This is a genomic window from Arthrobacter sp. SE2 (genome assembly GCF_058244265.1).
Map to the genome: position 1 here is coordinate 204,444 of NZ_JBZAYA010000005.1, position 19,711 is coordinate 224,154.

12 protein-coding genes and 1 pseudogene are annotated in these 19,711 nt (G+C 64.4%); 5 read left to right on the forward strand and 8 right to left on the reverse strand.

Annotation, left to right across the window (positions count from 1 at the left end):
* Window positions 1–101: 101 nt before the first annotated feature.
* The 3 genes from AC4CS3_RS09365 to AC4CS3_RS09375 all read left to right on the forward strand — a co-directional run bounded on the left by AC4CS3_RS09365 (window position 102) and on the right by AC4CS3_RS09375 (window position 7,705).
* A complete protein-coding gene (locus tag AC4CS3_RS09365; RefSeq protein WP_490783194.1) occupies window positions 102–4,940 on the forward strand; it encodes an NAD-glutamate dehydrogenase in 4,839 nt (1,612 codons plus the stop codon).
* Window positions 4,941–5,027: 87 nt separating this feature from the next.
* Entirely contained in the window at window positions 5,028–5,540 is a 513-nt protein-coding gene (locus tag AC4CS3_RS09370) for a hypothetical protein (protein WP_490783195.1), read from the forward strand.
* Window positions 5,537–7,705, forward strand: a complete 2,169-nt coding sequence (locus AC4CS3_RS09375) for a bifunctional polysaccharide deacetylase/glycosyltransferase family 2 protein (RefSeq protein ID WP_490783196.1) — start codon at window positions 5,537–5,539, stop codon at window positions 7,703–7,705. Before AC4CS3_RS09370 ends, AC4CS3_RS09375 begins: the two co-directional genes overlap by 4 nt.
* A gap of 33 nt (window positions 7,706–7,738) precedes the next feature.
* Here the strand turns inward: AC4CS3_RS09375 and AC4CS3_RS09380 are convergent, their stop codons facing one another.
* The 4 genes and pseudogenes from AC4CS3_RS09380 to AC4CS3_RS09395 all read right to left on the reverse strand — a co-directional run bounded on the left by AC4CS3_RS09380 (window position 7,739) and on the right by AC4CS3_RS09395 (window position 11,362).
* Window positions 7,739–9,331, reverse strand: a complete 1,593-nt coding sequence (locus tag AC4CS3_RS09380; RefSeq protein ID WP_490783197.1) for an AMP-binding protein — start codon at window positions 9,329–9,331, stop codon at window positions 7,739–7,741.
* Between the two features lie 122 nt (window positions 9,332–9,453).
* Window positions 9,454–9,810 carry a YegP family protein gene (locus AC4CS3_RS09385; RefSeq protein WP_490783198.1) on the reverse strand — a complete coding sequence of 119 codons (357 nt, stop codon included), beginning with the start codon at window positions 9,808–9,810 and terminating at the stop codon, window positions 9,454–9,456.
* Between the two features lie 195 nt (window positions 9,811–10,005).
* The gene (locus tag AC4CS3_RS09390) at window positions 10,006–10,869 is read right to left on the reverse strand and encodes an HNH endonuclease (protein ID WP_490783199.1); all 864 of its coding nucleotides are present in this window, start codon (window positions 10,867–10,869) and stop codon (window positions 10,006–10,008) included.
* A 28-nt stretch (window positions 10,870–10,897) separates the two neighbouring features.
* Window positions 10,898–11,362: pseudogene (locus tag AC4CS3_RS09395) on the reverse strand (GatB/YqeY domain-containing protein).
* 171 nt (window positions 11,363–11,533) lie between these two features.
* Here AC4CS3_RS09395 and AC4CS3_RS09400 point away from each other — a divergent pair.
* Window positions 11,534–14,029: an ATP-dependent Clp protease ATP-binding subunit gene (locus AC4CS3_RS09400; protein WP_490783200.1), complete on the forward strand. Its 2,496-nt coding sequence runs from the start codon at window positions 11,534–11,536 to the stop codon at window positions 14,027–14,029.
* A 53-nt stretch (window positions 14,030–14,082) separates the two neighbouring features.
* Here the strand turns inward: AC4CS3_RS09400 and AC4CS3_RS09405 are convergent, their stop codons facing one another.
* The 4 genes from AC4CS3_RS09405 to AC4CS3_RS09420 all read right to left on the reverse strand — a co-directional run bounded on the left by AC4CS3_RS09405 (window position 14,083) and on the right by AC4CS3_RS09420 (window position 18,916).
* Entirely contained in the window at window positions 14,083–14,958 is an 876-nt protein-coding gene (locus tag AC4CS3_RS09405) for an SDR family oxidoreductase (protein ID WP_490783201.1), read from the reverse strand.
* Window positions 14,959–15,411 (reverse strand): SRPBCC family protein, encoded by a 453-nt coding sequence (locus AC4CS3_RS09410; RefSeq protein ID WP_490783202.1) that lies wholly within the window; start codon window positions 15,409–15,411, stop codon window positions 14,959–14,961.
* A 158-nt stretch (window positions 15,412–15,569) separates the two neighbouring features.
* The gene (locus tag AC4CS3_RS09415) at window positions 15,570–17,687 is read right to left on the reverse strand and encodes an ABC transporter permease subunit (RefSeq protein ID WP_490783203.1); all 2,118 of its coding nucleotides are present in this window, start codon (window positions 17,685–17,687) and stop codon (window positions 15,570–15,572) included.
* A gap of 8 nt (window positions 17,688–17,695) precedes the next feature.
* Window positions 17,696–18,916 carry a sugar ABC transporter substrate-binding protein gene (locus AC4CS3_RS09420; protein WP_441413382.1) on the reverse strand — a complete coding sequence of 407 codons (1,221 nt, stop codon included), beginning with the start codon at window positions 18,914–18,916 and terminating at the stop codon, window positions 17,696–17,698.
* Window positions 18,917–19,311: 395 nt separating this feature from the next.
* Here AC4CS3_RS09420 and AC4CS3_RS09425 point away from each other — a divergent pair, with 395 nt between their 5' ends.
* The gene (locus AC4CS3_RS09425) at window positions 19,312–19,674 is read left to right on the forward strand and encodes an SPW repeat protein (RefSeq protein ID WP_441413381.1); all 363 of its coding nucleotides are present in this window, start codon (window positions 19,312–19,314) and stop codon (window positions 19,672–19,674) included.
* Window positions 19,675–19,711: the final 37 nt, after the last annotated feature.

Genomic DNA, 19,711 nt, shown 5'->3' on the forward strand with positions numbered 1-19,711 from the left:
CACTGGACGGGGTCGGTGCGGCCAGCCATGATGAAGGAGGCGCGGGGGCTGGATCGTCAACCCCAGTTTGCGAGTGGCACCCGCAGTGGAGGCGCGCTGACATGACACGCGAATCGGTGCCGGCGGGGGAGGCGAAATCACCGGGTTCCCTTGAACCCAGTGAAACTTTCCTGGCCGAATACTACGCCCAGGTGCCCCCGGAGGATCTGCGGAGCCACAGTCCTGAGACGCTCCGGGCGCGGGCCGGGCACCATCTGAAAGTGGCGTCGTCGCGCGCGCCCGGGCAGGCTGCGGTCGGTATCCTGACCGAACTAGATGCCAGCGTTGTCGCAGTGGTGACGGACGACATCCCGTATCTGGTCCACTCCGTCACGGCGGAGCTCACCCGCGGCGACACATCGATCAACCTGCTTGTTCATCCGGCCTTTCGGGTGCTTCGGGACCCGGTGTCCCACCAGCTATTGGAAGTCTGCCTTGGAATTTCCGCGGCGGGCGCTTCGGGAGGGACCCCGCCGGAGGCCGGGGAAACCGAGGTCTGGATCGCTGCGGAAATCGGCAGGCTGCCGGATGCGGCGGCCGCAAAGGAACTAACGGAAAACCTGCAGAGGGTGCTGGATCATGTTCGGGTTGCCGCCGACGACGCGGCCGCTATCCATGGGAAGGTCGCCGAAGCGGCCGCCTCCGTGGACGGATTCCCGCGCGCCGCGGTGCCGGCACCGGAACAGCTGGGTGAGTTGCTCCTCTGGCTTGACGACGGCAACTTCCTGTTTCTCGGTTACTCCGAGTTTGAGCTCACGACGGCGGGCGACCAGGAGGTACTTGCGGAGCGGCAAGGCTCCGCGCTGGGTCTGTTGAGGCGGCCGCAGGGGGACGCCGCCGGAAGCACCGGGCCGGGCGTACCAAATATCCGCCGGTCCCAAGCACTCACGTTTGCCACCTCGGAGCTCCGGTCCACGGTCCTGAGGCGCTCGTACCTGGACGAAGTGCGCCTGCAAGTGTTCGATGAGGCCGGCCGGGCCACCGGCGAACGGCGCTTCTTGGGGTTGTTCACGCCCGGCGCCGCGCACCAGTCGGTCCTGCGGATTCCGGTACTCCGGGAGAAAGTCCAGGCCGTCAGCGAAAGACTGGCGGTTACGCCCCGATCCCACCAGGCCAAGGAACTCATTGCTGTCCTGGAGACCTTTCCGAGGGATGAGCTGTTCCACATCGAAGCGGATGAGCTCGCGCGCCTGACGGACGAAATTCTTCGGGCGGAGGTGCAGCAGCGGATCCGCGTGTTCCTTCGTCCGGACAGCTTTGGACGGTTCGTGTCGGCGCTCGTCTTCTTCCCGCGCCGCCGCTACACCACGGCGGTGCGGCTGTTAATGGAAGAAGAACTCAGGCGGGCGTTCAAGGCGGACTCTGTCGATTTCGAGGTCCGGCTGACCGAGTCACCCATGGCCCGGGTGTTCTTCCGGATCCATGTAGGTGCAGCGCCGGACGCGCCGGCGTCAAGTACCGCCGTCGTCGACCCTTCCCAACTGGAGCGGCGCCTGATCGCTGCTACGCGCTCCTGGTCGGACGGGCTCGATGATGCGATCCGTGGCCGCTTCCCGGCGTCGGAGGCCGCAAGGCTCACCGGCCTCTGGTCGGAAGCATTTCCCCCCAGTTATCGCGCGGTCTACGACGTGGAAGCCGCGGTCGGAGACATCATCAATTTCGAGACGTTCGACCTGGACGGTACAGGCGGCAGACCATACGGGGACCCGCTGCTCACGGTCTACGTCAGGAAGGGCGCCTCGAGCACCCTCGTGGCGGACGCCCGGATCCGCCTTTACCTGACAAAGCCCAGGAGCCTCACGCAGATCCTGCCGTTCCTGCACAACCTCGGGCTCGAAGTACTGGACCAACGGCCTTTCGAACTTCGGCGCGGTACCGGCCAGGACCTGTTTCTCTACGACCTCGGCGTGAAGTATCCCGACGGCGTCGACCCTGCGGAAACCAGCGGCCTGCTCGCGGATGCTTTTACGGCCGCCATGCGGGGGGACATCGAATCGGACCGGATCGATGCACTCGTCATCCGGGAACGGCTTGCATGGCGGCAAACCGCAATCCTGAGAAGCTACGCGAAGTACCTCCAGCAACTGGGGACAACCAACTCGTACGGATTCATCGCGGACACCCTGATCAGCAACGTGCGGGCAACGCGCGCGCTCCTGGCCCTGTTCCAAGCGAAGTTCGATCCAGGACTGGACGAGTCTGACCGCGACCGGAAAACTGCTGACGCGAAGAAAGAGTTGACGGCCGCCATCGACGACATTCCGGTCCTCGACGCGGACCGTCTGCTGCGCACCTTCATGAACCTTGTGGAAGCCACAACGCGGACCAACTACTTCCTGGACAAGGCCCACCTGAGCTTCAAACTCAATCCTGCAGCCATCGCCGGTGCCCCGTTTCCGCGGCCCAAGTACGAGTTGTGGGTCTACTCGCCGAGGGTGGAAGGCGTCCACCTGCGCTTCGGGGACTTGGCGCGCGGGGGTCTGCGGTGGTCAGACCGAAGCGAGGATTTCCGGACCGAGGTCCTGGGACTGGTCAAGGCACAAAACGTGAAGAACTCCGTCATTGTCCCAACAGGGGCAAAAGGAGGCTTCTATCCCAAGCGATTGCCGGACCCTGTGCTGGCCCGCGAGGCCTGGCTCGCTGAGGGCCTGGAGCGCTACCGGATCTTCGTCAAGGGCATGCTGGACCTCACGGACAATTTGCTCGCCTCATTGCAGGGAGAATCGGTGGTGCCCCCGGACGGCGTGGTGCGACATGACGGCGATGACTATTATCTGGTGGTTGCCGCCGACAAGGGAACAGCGTCATTTTCAGACGCAGCCAATTCCGTGGCCCGGGAATACGGCTTTTGGCTCGGCGACGCGTTCGCTTCCGGAGGATCCGTGGGATACGATCATAAGCAGATGGGCATCACGGCCCGTGGCGCGTGGGAATCCGCGAAACACCACTTCAGCGAGCTCGGCCTGGATTCACAGCGCGAGGACTTCACTGTTGCCGGCATCGGAGACATGAGCGGCGACGTGTTCGGAAACGCGATGCTGCTCTCACCGCACATCCGTCTGGTGGCCGCCTTCGACCATCGGGACATCTTTCTTGACCCGAGCCCCGACGCGGCAACGTCCTTCGAAGAACGCAAGCGCCTCTTCGGCCTTCCCCGTTCCTCCTGGGCCGACTACGACCCCTCGCTGATCAGCGAAGGCGGGGGTGTCCACTCCCGCCGGGCCAAAGCCATCGGGATTACGGAGCAGGTCCGGACCGCCCTCGGCCTGGAACCGGGAACCGTATCCCTGCCACCCCACGCCCTGATGCAGGCCATTCTCCGGGCGCCCGTGGACCTGCTCTATAACGGTGGCATCGGAACGTACGTCAAAGCCTCCACCGAGGACCAAACGCACGTGGGTGACAAAGCCAACGACCCCATCAGGGTCAATGGCAACGAGCTGAGGGCCCGGACCGTGGCGGAGGGCGGGAACCTGGGCTTCACGCAGAGCGGCCGGATAGAGGCGGCCCTCGCCGGCGTCCTCCTCAACACGGATGCGATAGACAATTCGGCCGGCGTGGACTGTTCGGACCACGAGGTCAACATCAAGATCTTCATCGACCGGATGATTGCGGCTCGGAAGATGGGGCCTGAGGAACGTACGGGCTTCCTGCATTCCCTGACCGATGAGGTAAGCCGCCTGGTCTTGGCAAACAACATGGACCAGAACGTCCTCCTCTTCAACGACCGGCACCAGGCACTCGAGCTGAGCCCCGGCTTTGAGCGGATCATGGACTGGCTCGAGAACGCCGCGGACTTGGACCGCGGCTTGGAGGGGCTGCCGAGCACGGAACAACTCCAGGACCGGCTGCGGGTAGGCACAGGGTTGACCTCGCCCGAACTGTCGGTGCTTGCCGCCTACGCGAAGATCGAATTGGCCGGGGAACTCACTGCCAGCAACCTCGCCGACGATCCCTGGTTCAAGCGGGTCCTCCGAGGCTATTTCCCTCATCAGCTCTCGGAGCGCTTTGATGCTGAGCTGGACTCCCATCCGCTGCGTCGGCAGATTATCTGCACCGTGGTCGCTAACGACATGATTAACCTTGGGGGGATCACGTTCGCCTTCCGCGCCATCGAGGAAACCACGGCCACCGCCGCGGCCGTGGCCAGGGCCTTCGTTGTTGTCCGCGAGGCTTATGAGCTGCAGCGGTTCGTGGACAGGATCGCCAGCCTGCCTCCCGGGTTTCCCAGCGAACACGCGGCCTCGGTGGCCCTTCCACTGCGCAGGCTCCTCGACCGGGCTGTCCGGTGGTACGTGACCCACGATCATCGGGACCAGCCCATCAACGAAGTCCTGAAGCGGATCGGACCGACCCTGGACTTGCTGCGGACCCGGACCACGGAATTTCTGCGCGGCTCGGACCTTGACCGCGCCGAGCAGCGCCTGGCGCACTGGAACGACGTCGGGATGCCGGGTGACCTCGGGCGGCGCGCCTCCGATTTGCTGGAGAGCTTCTCGCTCCTGGACATCTCGCTTGTAGCGGAGCAGGTGGATGAACCCCTCACCACCATCGCCGACATGTACCACACGGTCATTCACTGGATCGGGGTGGGAACGCTGTTGCTGCGCATCACTGACCTGCCGCGTCAAAGCCGGTGGGAAGCGCTGGCCCGCGCAGCCCTAAGGGACGACGCCTATTCCGCCGTCGTCGACATCACCATTTCCGTCATGCAGACGACCCGGGAGAGCGGGGCCTCCGGTGCCTCTGCCGTGGAACGCATTGTGGAATGGGAGAGCGGACGCCAGGAGCAACTGGGAAGGATCAAGGACACGTTCGTGGAGGTCACCAAACCCGGGCAGGTGGACCTCGCTTCGATCTCCGTGGCCCTGAAACTCCTGCGAACGCTGGCGAAAGGTTAGTCGCCCACTTTGGATATTGAAGCGGAGGACTTTCGCACGTGACGCTTTTTGGGATACAGGTTGCAAATCCTCTAAGGTTGGTGCCCGATGGCAGCTTTTAATGAAACGTCCGATCAACCAGGGTCCGCACCACGTGGGCCGGTCTTCGTCGACGCGTCAGGTCGGCGCCTGCGGAGGCTGAAGCTTATCGGGCTCGGGGCCCTCGGGCTCGTGGCAGGCTACGTCCTCCTCCTGCTGGTTGCGTTCATGGGCGGTCCCAACGTTGCCGCGCCATACCTACCCCTGCCGGCCGCAGCAAAGCCCCCGGCAGCCGCTCCAGCGCCCAGTGACCTTCCGTCACCTCCATCGGCACTGCCTTCCAACGACGCCGGGCTCCCGACTGGCGAAGCTCGATTGCCCGCCCTTTTGGCGACGACAGCTCTTGAGGGTACGGTGACTTCGCCTCCGCCCGCTTCTGCGGCCCACCCGATCAACGGCGTGGAGATACAGCCCACTGGCCCGTTTGCCACTCCCACGCCGAGCACAGGACGGACGAACCCGGGCAAGAGCGGGACGGCTCCAGGGCAGGCCACGCGACCGTCCACACCGACCCACCCGTGAGTGCGCGCCGCCTAAGCAAGCGCACTGCTCCGGTCAGTGTCAGGGCACACTGGTTTATCCTTCTGGCCCTCCTGTTCGCGCTGGCTGCCGCCCTCGCCGTGCAGGGGTACATGCATCACTTGGCGGGGATCGCCGATGACTCGGTGCCCGCGGGCGGCTCCGCGAGTAGTGTCCCGGACGCCGTCTCGCACGGTGGCCCGGTGGTGGACGCCCGGGGCGGGTCTGTGCGCACGGTCGGCCCCGCCGACCACACGCTCGCCCTGACGTTCGACGACGGCCCGGACCCGGTCTGGACGCCCCGGATTCTCGATGTCCTCCGCAAGCACCACGTCCATGCCACGTTTTTCGTGGTCGGTTCGGCTGCCATCGACAATCCCGATCTTGTGCGCCGCATCCTTGCGGACGGCAACGAGATCGGCGTGCATACGTTGACCCACGCGGACCTTGGGAGCGCCCCGCCTTGGCGCCAGCAGCTTGAGGTACAGGGCGACCAACAAGTGATTGCCGGCATCACGGGCCATGCAGCGACGCTCCTGCGGCCTCCATACAGCTCTGAGAACGACGCGGTCCGGGACGGGACGTGGACAGCGATCCGCGCCGCGGCGGACCGGGGTTATCTCACTGTGCTCACCACTAAAGACAGCGAGGATTGGCAGCGGCCCGGAGTCGCCGCGATCGAGCAGAACCTTGCCCCGTCCGGCCCGAAGGGCCAGGTCCTTTTGATGCACGACGGCGGTGGAGACCGGGACCAGACGGTCGCCGCCCTCGACTCCGTCCTCACGAAGTTCGCGGATCAAGGTTTCCGGGTCACGACGGCGGGCGACGCCGTCGGGATCGCTAGCATGGGCGATGCCTCAGCGGGGGAACAGATCAGCGGAACCGCGTTGGTATGGGGAATACGGCTCAGCGACTTCTTCATCACCGCCATCTCGTGGGCGCTCGTTGCGGCCGGAATTGTGACGGTGGTCCGGGCCGTCCTCGTGGTGGTGTTCGCAGCGCGCCACCGGAGAGCGGCGCGACGCTCCGTGGCGGCCGGCCGCAGCCGACGCCGGGTGGACGTGCCGGTCCGGCTTGAGGTTACCGAGCCGGTCAGCGTCATCGTCCCGGCGTACAACGAGGCGGCCGGCATCGAAGCCGCGGTCCGATCGATCGTCGCCTCGAGCCATCCGGTGGAGATCATCGTGGTTGACGACGGGTCGACCGACGATACCGCGGACATCGTGGAAGGGCTCGGCCTGCCGGGCGTCATATTGATCCGGAAAGAGAACGGCGGCAAACCGTCCGCGTTGAATGCCGGGCTCGCCGCTGCCGGCCACGATCTCGTGGTGATGGTCGACGGCGACACTGTCTTCGAACCGGAAACAGTCCACGCGCTCATTCAACCCTTCGCCGACCCTCGAGTGGGCGCAATTTCGGGGAACACCAAGGTTGCCAACCGCGGAGGGATTCTCGGCGCCTGGCAGCACATCGAGTACGTCGTCGGCTTCAACCTCGACCGCAGGTTGTTCGACGTCGCGGAGTGCATGCCGACCGTTCCGGGGGCTATTGGGGCCTTCCGCCGCGATGCCCTCTTCCGGGTTGGCGGAGTCAGCGACGACACGCTTGCCGAGGACACGGACCTGACCATGTCGCTGTGTCGTGACGGTTGGCGGGTCGTGTACCAGGACGATGCGAGGGCCTGGACCGAGGCGCCCGCGAGCCTGGGAGCGCTCTGGAAGCAGCGGTACCGCTGGTGCTATGGCACGCTTCAAGCCATGTGGAAGCACCGCGGCGCGGTTGTGCAGGGCGGCCAGGCCGGTAAGCTCGGCCGGCGTGGTCTCGGCTACCTCCTGGTCCTTCAGGTGCTGCTTCCCTTGTTCGCGCCCATCGTTGATGTCTTCGCCATCTACGGCCTGGTTTTTCTTGATCCGGTCCGGATCGGGGCGCTCTGGCTTGTTTTCCTCCTGGTTCAATTCCTCATGGCGGCCTATGCGTTCAGGCTCGACAATGAGTCGCTGCGCCCACTGTGGACACTTCCGCTTCAGCAGTTCGTCTATCGGCAGCTCATGTACCTCGTGGTCATCCAGTCGGTAGTGACGGCCTTGGCCGGGGTCCACCTGCGGTGGCACCGGATGGAGAGGTATGGAAGCCTGCGCGTTCCGCCCGCTTCGCAGGGCCAAACGTAGCCACGGACATTGCCAGGGAGTTGACACGCATCCCTAGGCCCTTGCGCGCAGCTCCCGCCGGAGGATCTTTCCCGACGCCGACTTGGGAATCACATCGACGAACTCCACCGATCGCACGCGCTTGAACGGCGCCACCCGCCCGGCGACGAACTCCAGGACATCGCCGTCCCCGAGCTCGGCCCCCGCCTGCCGGACGACGAACGCCTTCGGTACCTCTTCGCCGTCGTCCGCGTGGATGCCGATGACCGCGGCATCCGCGATCAGGGGGTGGGTGAGCAGGAGGGCTTCGAGCTCGGCCGGCGCGATCTGATAGCCCTTGTACTTGATCAGCTCTTTGAGCCGGTCGACGATCGTCACGACGCCGTCGGCAGTGACGGTCGCGATGTCACCGGTACGGAGGAAGCCATCCGGATCAATCGTCGCGGCGGTTGCGTCGGGCCGGTTCAGGTAGCCGAGCATGACTTGAGGGCCGCGGACAAGGAGCTGCCCGGGAGCGCTAGGTCCTTCGGCCGGGACTTCGATCTCTTCGTCCGTTGCCGGGTCGAGGAGCTTGCACTCCGTGTTCGGCACGGTGTAGCCCACAGAGTCGAGCGGGACGCGCTCGGCGCCGTCACGCGGAATGGCATGGGACACGGGACTCAGCTCGGTCATTCCGTAGCCTTGGAGCATCGTGCACCCGAGCCGCTTCGCAACAGCGTGCCCCAGCTCGCCGTCGAGGGGCGCCGCACCCGAAAGCACGGCGCGCACGGACGAGAGGTCGAATTGGTCCACCAACGGATGCTTCGCGAGCGCGACGGCGATGGGCGGCGCGATGAAGAGGTACGTGCAGCGGTGGTCCTGCGTGATCCGGAGGAACTCGGCGAGGTCGAACTTCGGCATCGTGACGAGCCGGGCCCGCTCGCCGAGGGCGAGATTGAGCAGCACTGTCAGGCCGTAGGCGTGGAAGAAGGGCAGGACGGCGAGCAGCACGTCGTCGGGAGTCACACGGAAAAAGGCACGCGACTGTGCGACGTTCGCCACGAGGTTGTACTGGCTCAACAGAACACCCTTAGGCGTGCCGCTCGTGCCGGAGGAATAGGGCACGACGGCGGCGGCGTGCGGATCGACACTGAGAGTCGGTGCGGGAAGACCGGCTTCGAGCACGTCCGCTAGCGACGGATGCCCCGCGGCGGCAGCGAGCTCGCCGCCGTCGAGCACCACGAGGCGTTCTGCCGGGATCCCGGCAAGCAGCGCCGCGGCCTCCGCCCGCTCAAGGAAGGGCGAGATGGTGAAGAGCCAGGAGGCGCCAGCATCGCTGAGCTGGCTTCCGACTTCATCGGCCGTAAACAGCGCGTTGACCGTGGTGACGGCGGCGCCCGCGCGGAGGACCCCGTGGAACACGACGGCGAACGCCGGCACGTTGGGGCAGAAAAGGCCCAAGGTGGTCCCCGGGCCTGCCTCGTGGCTCGCGAGCCAGCCTGCGGTGGCGTCGATTCGGCTGACGAGTTGCCGGTAGCTCATTTCAGCGCCCGACGTGCCGTCCACGAGCGCGATCCTGTCAAGGTCCTCGACGCCCAGCCCACCGAACAGATACTCATAAATTGTGACTTCGGGGATCTCGACATCAGCGTACGGGCTGGTGAACATTGCGGCTCCTTCGGCGCACGACGGCGGGAGTCGCCGTCGTGCGTCCATTACACCCGGCGGCGCGGGGCCGGGACAAGGGCCGCCGCGGTCGGATGTCGTCGCGCTTTAGGTCTACGCCTCAACTAAACCGGTGCAGGATGGTCGACCAGGGCGGGAGTATGCCAGGACCGGGTGCGATCCCTTTGGGGGAGGGGGCTGTGGTGCCGCGGCGGGACGGGAAGCGGCGGCATCGCTGAAGGACTGGTTTGCCTCACAACGGGAGCCGGAGGCGTGGTTGATGGTCCGCGAAGTGGGACTTCGGGGCACAGATCGGTGATCAGGCCCATTCCTGCATATTCGCGGACGTCACTGATGCCGCACACCGCGGCGCGCTTGTCCGGAAAGGACTTGGAGACGGCTACCACCGTTCCGTCCGGCGCCTTGAGCCTGAATCTGAAGCTCGTGTCCTCGTCGATGAAGAGTTCAAACATCCCGGCCATGCGTATCCTCCTGAACAGCGGGCGACGCGTGACGCCCGGTAGGTCTCGCCGGGACCGGGCCGCGACGTTGCGGCCCGGTCATTCTGCCGGCAAATGGATCATCTGACTCACAGTGCGTGGTGCTCGCCACACGGTGTAGTTAACCAAAATACGGGGAAGAACCCTGGCTGGCTAGTGCGGAGGACGGCCCTGTGGTCACCGTTGCTCGAGGATCCGGTGCGCGGCGTCCTGAGCGGCCAATGCCCTGTCGTCGACGATTTGGCCGGGCAAATGCCCGGCGGCGGCGATGGCCCGGCGCAATTCCGCCACTGTGCGAGGCGTACCCACGCCCCTGTGTGCCATGGCGTGGCAGTTGGCACACAGCGGCACAAGGTCCGCTATGGGATCCAGCCGGTAGTCGCTGCCAAGCTGTGAAACGGGAACCACGTGGTGGATGTGGATGAAGTCCTTGCCGATGTCCCCGTAGCTTACTTCGAAGGAGAAAGTGCATGCGGCACAAGACGTCCCGTGGAAAGCCAGGCAGATCCGGCGGGCTTCAGGATCCCGCTCGTAGCGGTTCGTTTCATTCCTGCTGACGGCCCCTTCAGGGTAGGTCCCTGGAACAATCTGGCACGGCTCAGAGACCGCTGGCCCGTGCTCCCGCCACACGTGCTGAAGGACAGGTTCTGATTCCGGCGGAATGAACCGTCCCGAACCACGGAAGGTATTCCAGGCCACGTCCGGTACTTCCCTGGAGAGGACACTCGACGGGATCTGGCCGCCGAGGGGGAGCAGGGCATCGAAGGCCACGCTTACGTACCGCGCCATGCTCTTGGGTTCGGTGCGTTGTGGCGCTTCATAGCTTTCGGACATGACGACGCCGTGTCCGATCAGCCCCCGTCCGTGAGGGCCCACGCCTTGCAGGAGAAGCCATGCCTGGTTGCCTGGCTGGATCTTCCGGTGTTGCCCGACGTTCCACCGCTCGAGGAATTGACCTGTTTTGGCGACCTGCTCGATTACAGCCTCGTAGTTCCAGTCGTTCCCAAGCCGTGGATTCCATCCCAGGATGATGGCTGCCATGGCTGCTCCTCCCTGCGTGCCGGTGAATCTATGCGAGTCGGGTCCGGACGATTTCGCTGACCGCCTTGCCGTCAAAGCGGCCGGCGACCTTTGCTGTGACGGGCTTCATCACGGCGCCCATCTGCCTGATCGTAAGCTCCTGGCCACTGGCCTTCAACGCGGCGATTGCCTCGTCGACGATGTCTTCGACTTCCGCGGGCGTCAACATTTTGGGCAGGTATGCCTCAATGACTTCCGCTTAGGCGATTTCCGCCGCAGCGCGCTCGGCCTCGCCGGCATCCGTGTAAATGCGGGCCGTGTCCCTACGCTTGGCGGCTTCCTTTTGCAGCAGCGCCGTCACCTGCGTGTCGTCCAGCTCGATGGGTGTCTTGCCGGACTTTTCACGCGTCTCTATTTCGCCCAGGACGTTGCGGACCGTCGTGAGCGCGGTCTTGTTGCGGTCCTTCATGTGGACTACGACGTCGGCATGCAGGCGTTGCTTCAGGGTGCTCATGGTAATTCCCTCTACTTGGTGGTTGTTCTCATTCTTCACGGTCTGGACAGTCTGTGGAGCAGAGCCGTGCGGCCGGCCGGCCCGGTATCCAAAATTCTGCCTCCAGTGATCCCCCAAGAAGGCCCTCAGCGACGTAGCATCAAGGTAGGCGGCTGCCAGGAGTGTGGCGAAATGTTTGAGAGATTTACGGACCGTGCCCGTCGCGTTGTTGTGCTTGCCCAAGAAGAGGCACGCATGCTCAACCATAACTACATTGGCACCGAGCACATCCTTTTGGGTCTGATCCAGGAAGGTGAGGGGGTTGCCGCCAAGGCGCTCGAGTCGATGAGCATTTCGCTCGATGGCGTCCGCGAGCAGGTACAGGAGATCATCGGCCAGGGGCGGCAGGCCCCGTCCGGCCACATCCCGTTCACCCCGCGCGCGAAGAAGGTGCTTGAGCTCGCCCTCCGGGAAGCCCTGCAGCTTGGCCACAACTACATCGGTACCGAGCACATCCTGCTCGGCCTCATCCGCGAGGGTGAAGGCGTTGCCGCGCAGGTCCTCGTCAAGCTTGGTGCCGACCTCGGCCGGGTCCGCCAGCAGGTCATCCACTTGCTCTCCGGCTATGAGGGCAAGGACCCCAGTGGAATGGTCGCCGGACCAAGCCAGGCCGAGGTTGCGCCCGCCGGTTCGGTGGTGTTGGACCAGTTCGGCCGCAACCTCACCCAGGCCGCGCGGGAAAACAAGCTTGATCCCGTGATCGGCCGCGAGCTGGAGATGGAACGCGTCATGCAGGTCCTCTCCCGCCGGACCAAGAACAACCCCGTGCTGATCGGTGAGCCCGGCGTCGGCAAGACTGCCGTCGTCGAGGGCCTTGCCCAGGCGATCGTCCGGGGCAACGTGCCGGAGAGCCTGAAGGACAAGCAGCTCTACACGCTCGATTTGGGCTCAGTGGTGGCCGGTTCCCGCTACCGTGGCGATTTTGAAGAGCGCCTGAAGAAGGTCCTCAAGGAAATCCGGACCCGCGGCGATATCATCCTCTTCATCGACGAGATCCACACGCTCGTGGGTGCCGGCGCTGCCGAGGGTGCCATCGATGCCGCGTCCATCCTCAAGCCGTTGCTGGCCCGTGGTGAACTCCAGACCATTGGTGCCACCACCTTGGACGAGTACCGCAAGCACATTGAGAAGGACGCCGCCTTGGAGCGCCGCTTCCAGCCGATCCAGGTCCAGGAACCGTCGGTGGCCGACACCGTAGAGATCCTCAAGGGCCTGCGTGACCGCTACGAAGCGCACCACCGGGTGACCATCACCGACGGCGCACTGGCGGCCGCGGCGAGCCTCTCGGAGCGGTACGTTTCGGACCGCTTCCTGCCGGACAAGGCGATCGACCTGATCGATGAAGCGGGTGCACGGCTTCGCATCCGCCGCATGACCCGTCCGCCGGAGCTCAAGGCCATGGATGCACGCATCGCAGAGGTGAAGATGGAGAAGGAATCCGCCATCGACGCCCAGGACTTCGAGGGCGCGGCGTCGCTGCGCATAAAGGAGCAGAAACTTGTCGCCGAGCGCAGGGAAAGGGAGCTCAGATGGAAGGCCGGCGGCACGGACGGCAACGCCGAGGTGGACGAGGAGCTGATTGCCGAGGTTCTCGCGAATTCCACAGGCATCCCGGTCTTCAAACTCACCGAGGAAGAATCCAGCCGCCTGCTCAAGATGGAGGAGGAGTTGCACAAGCGCGTTATTGGCCAGAATGAGGCGATTAATTCAGTGTCGCGTGCGATCCGCCGCACACGTGCAGGCCTGAAGGACCCCAAGCGTCCGGGTGGTTCGTTCATCTTCGCCGGCCCCACGGGTGTCGGCAAAACCGAGCTCGCCAAGGCCCTGGCGGAATTCCTCTTTGCCGATGAGGATGCCCTCATCACGCTGGACATGTCCGAATACTCGGAAAAGCACACCGTGTCCCGCCTCTTCGGTGCCCCTCCGGGCTACGTCGGCTACGACGAGGGTGGCCAGTTGACGGAGAAGGTCCGCCGTCGTCCGTTCTCCGTGGTGCTTTTCGACGAGGTGGAGAAGGCCCATGCCGATCTCTTCAACTCGTTGCTCCAGATCATGGAGGACGGCCGCTTGACGGATAGCCATGGCCGGGTGGTGGACTTCAAGAACACGGTGATCATCATGACCACCAACCTGGGCACCCGCGACATCTCCAAGAGCGTGGCTACCGGCTTCCAGTCCGGCACGGACACCACCACCAGTTACAACCGGATGCGGGCCCGGGTCACCGAGGAGCTCAAGCAGCAATTCCGTCCCGAGTTTCTCAACCGCGTTGACGACGTCATTGTCTTCCCGCAGCTCACGCAGGACGAGATCATCGAGATCGTCGACCTGATGATCCGTCGTTTGGAACAGCATTTGGCCGAAAAGGACATGGGCATCGAACTCACGGACGCCGCCAAGGTCCTCCTGGCCACCCGCGGCTACAACCCGGCCATGGGTGCAAGGCCGCTGCGCCGGACCATCCAGCGCGAGATCGAGGACCAGCTCTCCGAGAAGATCCTCTTCGGCGAGCTGCACCCCGGTGACATCGTGGTGGTCGATGTGGACGGCGAAGGCGACGACGCCAAGTTCACCTTCGCCGGCAACGCCAAGCCGCGCATCCCCGACGCGCTGCCCGCCGTGGGCTAACCCGAGTCAACGCGGGTCAACGGGCGGCCCGACCGCCCGCCGTCGGGCATTGCTTAGTCAAGCTTGTGCCCGAGGCTGGTGAGCAGGCGCGCGACGGCGTCCTCCGCGGTTGGCGGTGGGCCGAAGACTTCGCGTTGTCGTGACGTATCGGCGACGTAGCGGCCGGTCCCGAACCAGTCGATCATCGCCCTAAGGTCCTTCGCCATCGGATTGAGCGGGTTCATCGGGGTGAGGACGAGCTCAATCTGTCGGCCGAGGATTCGGGCAGAGATATCGGCGATGTCCTGCATGCTTACCGGCCGGTCCCAACCGATGTCGATACGCTGCCCCTCTACTCCGCTCGCGTCGACTGCTGCCGCAAGGTATCCGGCGAGGTCACTGGCAAGCACGTAGGTCAGGGGAACACTCGGCGACCCGAACGACGTGAGCCGCCCCTCGCTGAAAGGGTCGCCGAAGCGAGTGATCTGCTCAAGGAAGGCGCCCGGACGCAGCGCCACGAACGGGACCCCGAGTTCTTCCAGGCGATCCTCGGTCAGTTTCTTGTGCCAGAAGTGCGGAACACCCGGTGTTTGATCGCAAGTGAGGATGCTCGTGAGGACGAATCGGCGAATACCGGCGCGGTTGGCTGCATCGACGAGGTTGGTGTTGCCCACCGTGTCGATGACGGGGCTGTCGCCCTCCCGATGGTGGGTGTATCCCGCCGCTGAGGTGATCACAGCGTCAACGCTGTCCATGGCGCTCACAAGCGACTCCGGGTCCATCATGTCGCCTCGGGCGATCGTGGCCCCTAGCTGCTCGAGGCGGCCCGCGTCCGAACCCGGCCGCACCAAGGCGCGGACTTGCTTTCCCTCCGCCAGCAGCCTCGACACCACCTGGCTGCCCAGCATCCCGGTGCCGCCGACCACAAGCACTCGTCCGAGGTCTGTCATTTACTCCTCCACCTCACCGCGCCATCCTCCGGTTTCGTTTCCACGCGACTCTATGAACTCCTTGAATTTCTTCAAGTCCGCCTTCACCTGCATCTCGTCAATCTGAAGTGCTGCTCCGGCCTTCTCCATGACGGTTTCGGGCTCCCATTCGAAATGGACTTTGACGTGCGTGTGGTTCGCGTCCAGCGGGGAAAACCTAATGATGCCGGCGTGCGACTTGCCGTCAATACTGCGCCAGGCAATCCGGTCGTCGGGTTCTTGGTCGATTATCTCCGTATCGAATGCCAGTTCCACACCCCCTACCTTCGTGACCCAATGGTCGGTCGTGTCGCTCAACTGGGTTACGGATTCCACCCCGGACATGAATCGGGGAAAGGACTCAAACTGCGTCCACTGGTTGTAAGCCGTACGGACAGGGACGGCCACGTCAATCGTTTCTTCAACCTTCCGCATCTTTCCTCCTCGCTCGGAACTGCGTGAACTGGCCGGAGGGATTGCCCCTGGGACCGTCCCTCCGGGAAGCCAGTCACTCTTGAACGTTAAGCCTGCTGATTATCCAAGTCCAGATGGGCCAGGTAGCTGCTTCCGTGCCCGCCCATTCCACAAGCCGGTTACGTCCGGGAGCGCCCGCGGCGTGCGACGGCGTCGATCGTCACGGCCGCGACGAGAACCAGCGCCGTGACGACGTACTTGGCCGGTGCGCTGTAGCCCTGCAGGCCCATGCCGTTATCAATTGTGGCGATCACGAGCCCGCCCAGGACGCCGTGCAGCACCTTGCCGCGGCCGCCAAACAAGCTGGTTCCGCCGATCACCGCGGCCGCCACGGCATAAAGCACAAGCGTTCCGCCGTCGTACGACGTCGAGACGGAACGGAGCCGCGACGCGTAGACGATTCCGCCGATTCCTGCGGTGAAGGAAGCGAGGATGAAGGCCAGGGTGCGAATGCGGGCAAGGTTCACGCCTCCCCGCCGCGCGGCCTCGGCGTTGCCGCCAATGGCGTAGACGTAACGGCCAAACCGGGTTCGCCCAAGCAGCAGTGTCCATGCGGCGAGGACTCCGAGCACCACGAGAAGGACCCACGGAACGCCACTGATTTCGACCAGAATGCCGCGGTCCGTATTGCAGAGCCAGACGATGGCAACACCGGCGGCGAGCACCGCCGCGATCTTGAGGGCGCTCACGCTGGCGGGCGGCGCGACGAGTCCGGTGTTGCGCCGGCGGGCGTCCCGCAGCCACGTCCACGTGCTGAACGCGCCGACGACGACGAGCATGAGGATCCAGCTGGTGACCGGGCTGAGGTTGCCGCTCGCGATGTTGTTGATGACGTTGTCGTTGATGGGAACCACGCCGCCGCTGCCGAGGATGATGAGCATCACGCCAAGCCAGCCGAGCTGGCCGCCAAGGGTCACGACGAACGACGGCAGTCCGAGGCGGGTGATGATCGTGCCATGAAGCAAGCCGATCCCCGCGCAACCAAGCAGGCCGACGGCGATCGCCGCCCACCAAGGCCAGCCCGTGGACTCCTGGACGAGTTCGGCCATGATGACGCCGCCCACACCACCGACGTACCCGATGGACAAGTCGATTTCGCCCAGGAGGAGCACGAAGACCTGGCCCATTGCCAGCAGCATGAAAACGGAACCCTGGATGAGCAGGTTCACCATGTTGCCGGGAGTCAGGAAGTTCGGGTTCAGCGATTGGAACAGCACAGAGATGAGCAACAGGCCCGCGAGAACCGGCAGCACGCCGCTCTCGCCGCCCCGGACCCGTGCCAGGGCCGCCCGGAAGTATTCGGGCAGCGACGTGGCGGTGATGTCCGGGTTCAACGCCAATGCGGCCTTCCGCTTGGCGGCTGCCGTGGTCGGCTCGTCCTGGAGCGCGGCTGCCACGGAGGGGAGCGGACCCTTGGCTGCGGTGAGCGGGCGGTTCGACGGCGGTGGCGGCGCCAGTTCAGGCCTTGCCCGATCGGAGAACCCCGTGGTCATCAGGTCGACCACGATCTGGCGATCCATCTCCGTGACAGGCCGGATGGCCACAAGCTGGCCGAGCCTGAGCACCGCGATGCGGTCTGCGACTTCGAACACGTCGTTCATGTTGTGCGAAACGACGATGACGGCGACGCCACGATCGGCGAGTTGGCGGATCAGGTGGAGGACGACCTCCGTCTGGGCGACGCCGAGGGCCGCGGTCGGCTCGTCCATGATGACAAGCTTCGAGTTCCACAGCACCGACTTCGCGATGGCCACGGACTGGCGTTGCCCTCCGGACAGTGACGCGACGGGTTGCCGGATCGACCGCACTGTGGTCACGGCCAGGCTCGCGAGTGTCTCCCGGGCCGCGATCTCCATGCTCTCCTCGTCGAGGAGTAGATGGCGCAGGCGTTCGCGTCCGAGGAACAGGTTCTGCACGATGTCGAGGTTGTCGCAGAGCGCGAGGTCCTGGTAGACGGTCTCGATTCCGAGCGCTGCGGCTTCGTGCGGCGAGTTCAACCGTACGGGCTGGTTCTCCCAAAACAGCTGCCCGTCGTCGGGGGTGTGAATGCCGGCGACGCATTTGATCAAGACCGATTTGCCCGCACCGTTGTCGCCGGCAAGCGCAGTCACCTTGCCGATCGGCACCTCAAGGGTGATGTCGACCAGTGCTTGCACAGGCCCGAAGTTCTTGTCGATGCCCTCCAGTCGAAGCAGGGGCCCGACGTCGGCGGGGTCCGGGGTTGCCAACTCACTCATCGTTGGGACTACTGGATACCTGCCGCGGTGCACGCGTCCTTCACTTGCGAGATGCACAGCGAAGAGCTCGTCACGGCGCCGTCCTTGACGACGGTGTCCGCCATGTTCTTCGTGGTCACCCACAGCGGGGTCAGCAGGACCGATCCGACGTCGGACTTCGCGGTGTCGTCTGTAGTCTTGCCGTTGACGAGGGTTGACGGAACGGTCACGCCCGCCCGCAGGTAGAGTGCTGCCGCGGCGGCCGCCTGGGCCTCAAAGTAGATCGGCTTGTACACCGTTCCGCACTGGTAGCCCTTCAAGATGTTCTGCAGGCCGGACAATGACGCATCCTGTCCCGTGGTCGGGAAGGTTTTGGCGGGAATTTGCTTGCTCTGCAGGTAGGCGATCACAGCGTTGGCGTTGTCGTCGTTAGGCGTGACCACAGCGTTGATGTTCGGGTGGGCGGTGTACTGCTGGGCGAACGTCGTCTGTGCCACGGACGGTGTCCAGGTGCCGGCCGGCTCTCCGACGTTGACGTACTCGCCGTTGTCGAAGTGCGGCTTGAGTACCCCGTTATAACCTTCGGCGAAAAGCTTCGCGTTGTTGTCGGTCGGATCGCCATCCATGACCAGGATGTTCGGCTTGGTGACTTTCCAGTCTGCGATGCACGTGATCTCGCCTTGGCCGATCAGCTGGCCAACCTTGACGTTGTCGAAGCTGACGTAGGTGCGATCCTTTGCCCCGCCTTTGACGAGCCGGTCATAGTCAATCACTTTGACGCCGCGCGCGCTGGCGGCCGCCTCGATGGCCGCGCCGGAGCCGGAGTCGAGGGCGTCGACAAGGAGCACTGACGCGCCGGCTGTGATGTCAGCCTCGGCCTGCGTCTGCATTGTGCTTGCGCTGCCCTGCGCATTGTCGATCTTGAACTTTGAGGAGTCGAGTCCAGCGGCTTCGAAGGCCTTCTTCAGGTAGGGGGCATCGAAGGTGACGTACCGCGCGGAAGTGGTGGTGTCCGGCAGAAGCACGCCGACCATCCCCTTGCCTTGTGATGCGAGGGACGTGAGCTGTTTCATCGCCGAGAAATCGGCCGTGAATGCATCCGCGGAGATCTGCGGTACCGCTCCTCCGGAACTCGTGGTGCTCGGCGTGGAAGATGTGCTGGTGCTCGAGCAGGCGGCGAGTGCCGTGATAGCGAGGGTTGCAATGAAGGCGGTTCCGGCGCTTCGTGCCGGGACCTTCATGGTTGACATTTCTTTCCTTCCATTGGTTTCGACTGCAAGCGACCTTGCGGGGTCGGGCCGGAACCTGGGCGTTGGCGCCGGACGAAGGTCCACGCCGGAGGCCACGGCGGTTCTCACCAACGGACGTCGATAAGTCAGCACTGGGCTGACTGCGACTTTACGACCAGCGACTCGATATCACGGGGTCCTCTCTGGACGGACGTGCCGGCGACGGCGGGCATGTTCGTCAATGTTGCTCTATGACTACGTTGTAGACCGGAAGTCCGCTCTTAGCAAGGCTTCGTGAGCGGCAGGATTCGACGACGGCGATGCCGGGAAGTAGCCGCGTTCGGATTTTGTTACACCAGTACCGGAGTACATGCTCGGTACCCCGGGATGCAGTCCACATCACAGAGGTGGGTTAAATGAAGAAATGGACGCGATGGCAGGATTGGGTCACGGTTGTCGCCGGTCTCTATGCTGCTCTGTCGGTCATCTGGACCACGGCGGCCGGCTCGTCGGCTGCCTTGATGGTCGTGTTCGGCGCTTTGCTGATCGTTAGCGGTGTCATCAATCTGGCCATGCCCGGAACGCCGGCTATGGAGTGGGTGCAGGCAGCTTTCGGTGCCTTGCTGTTCCTTTCTCCGTGGCTAGGCTCTTACGCCATGCAAGCGGGGGCTGCCTGGACATCCTGGATCGCTGGCCTCGTGGCGCTCGTCGTCACTGCGATGGCGATCAAGCCCAGCACCGAGGAACACCGGCATCACATGGTGAGCCCTTCGCACTGAAGTGCTGAACCCTGAGGTGCTGAAACGCTGAACAGCG

Bases quoted from the DNA above. Each gene is read 5' to 3' on its own strand.
- AC4CS3_RS09365 (WP_490783194.1), top strand. From the start codon at position 102: ATGACACGCGAATCGGTGCCGGCGGGGGAGGCGAAATCACCGGGTTCC.
- AC4CS3_RS09370 (WP_490783195.1), top strand. From the start codon at position 5,028: ATGGCAGCTTTTAATGAAACGTCCGATCAACCAGGGTCCGCACCACGT.
- AC4CS3_RS09380 (WP_490783197.1), bottom strand. From the start codon at position 9,331: ATGTTCACCAGCCCGTACGCTGATGTCGAGATCCCCGAAGTCACAATT.
- AC4CS3_RS09385 (WP_490783198.1), bottom strand. From the start codon at position 9,810: ATGGCCGGGATGTTTGAACTCTTCATCGACGAGGACACGAGCTTCAGA.
- AC4CS3_RS09390 (WP_490783199.1), bottom strand. From the start codon at position 10,869: ATGGCAGCCATCATCCTGGGATGGAATCCACGGCTTGGGAACGACTGG.
- AC4CS3_RS09400 (WP_490783200.1), top strand. From the start codon at position 11,534: ATGTTTGAGAGATTTACGGACCGTGCCCGTCGCGTTGTTGTGCTTGCC.
- AC4CS3_RS09405 (WP_490783201.1), bottom strand. From the start codon at position 14,958: ATGACAGACCTCGGACGAGTGCTTGTGGTCGGCGGCACCGGGATGCTG.
- AC4CS3_RS09410 (WP_490783202.1), bottom strand. From the start codon at position 15,411: ATGCGGAAGGTTGAAGAAACGATTGACGTGGCCGTCCCTGTCCGTACG.
- AC4CS3_RS09415 (WP_490783203.1), bottom strand. From the start codon at position 17,687: ATGAGTGAGTTGGCAACCCCGGACCCCGCCGACGTCGGGCCCCTGCTT.
- AC4CS3_RS09420 (WP_441413382.1), bottom strand. From the start codon at position 18,916: ATGTCAACCATGAAGGTCCCGGCACGAAGCGCCGGAACCGCCTTCATT.
- AC4CS3_RS09425 (WP_441413381.1), top strand. From the start codon at position 19,312: ATGAAGAAATGGACGCGATGGCAGGATTGGGTCACGGTTGTCGCCGGT.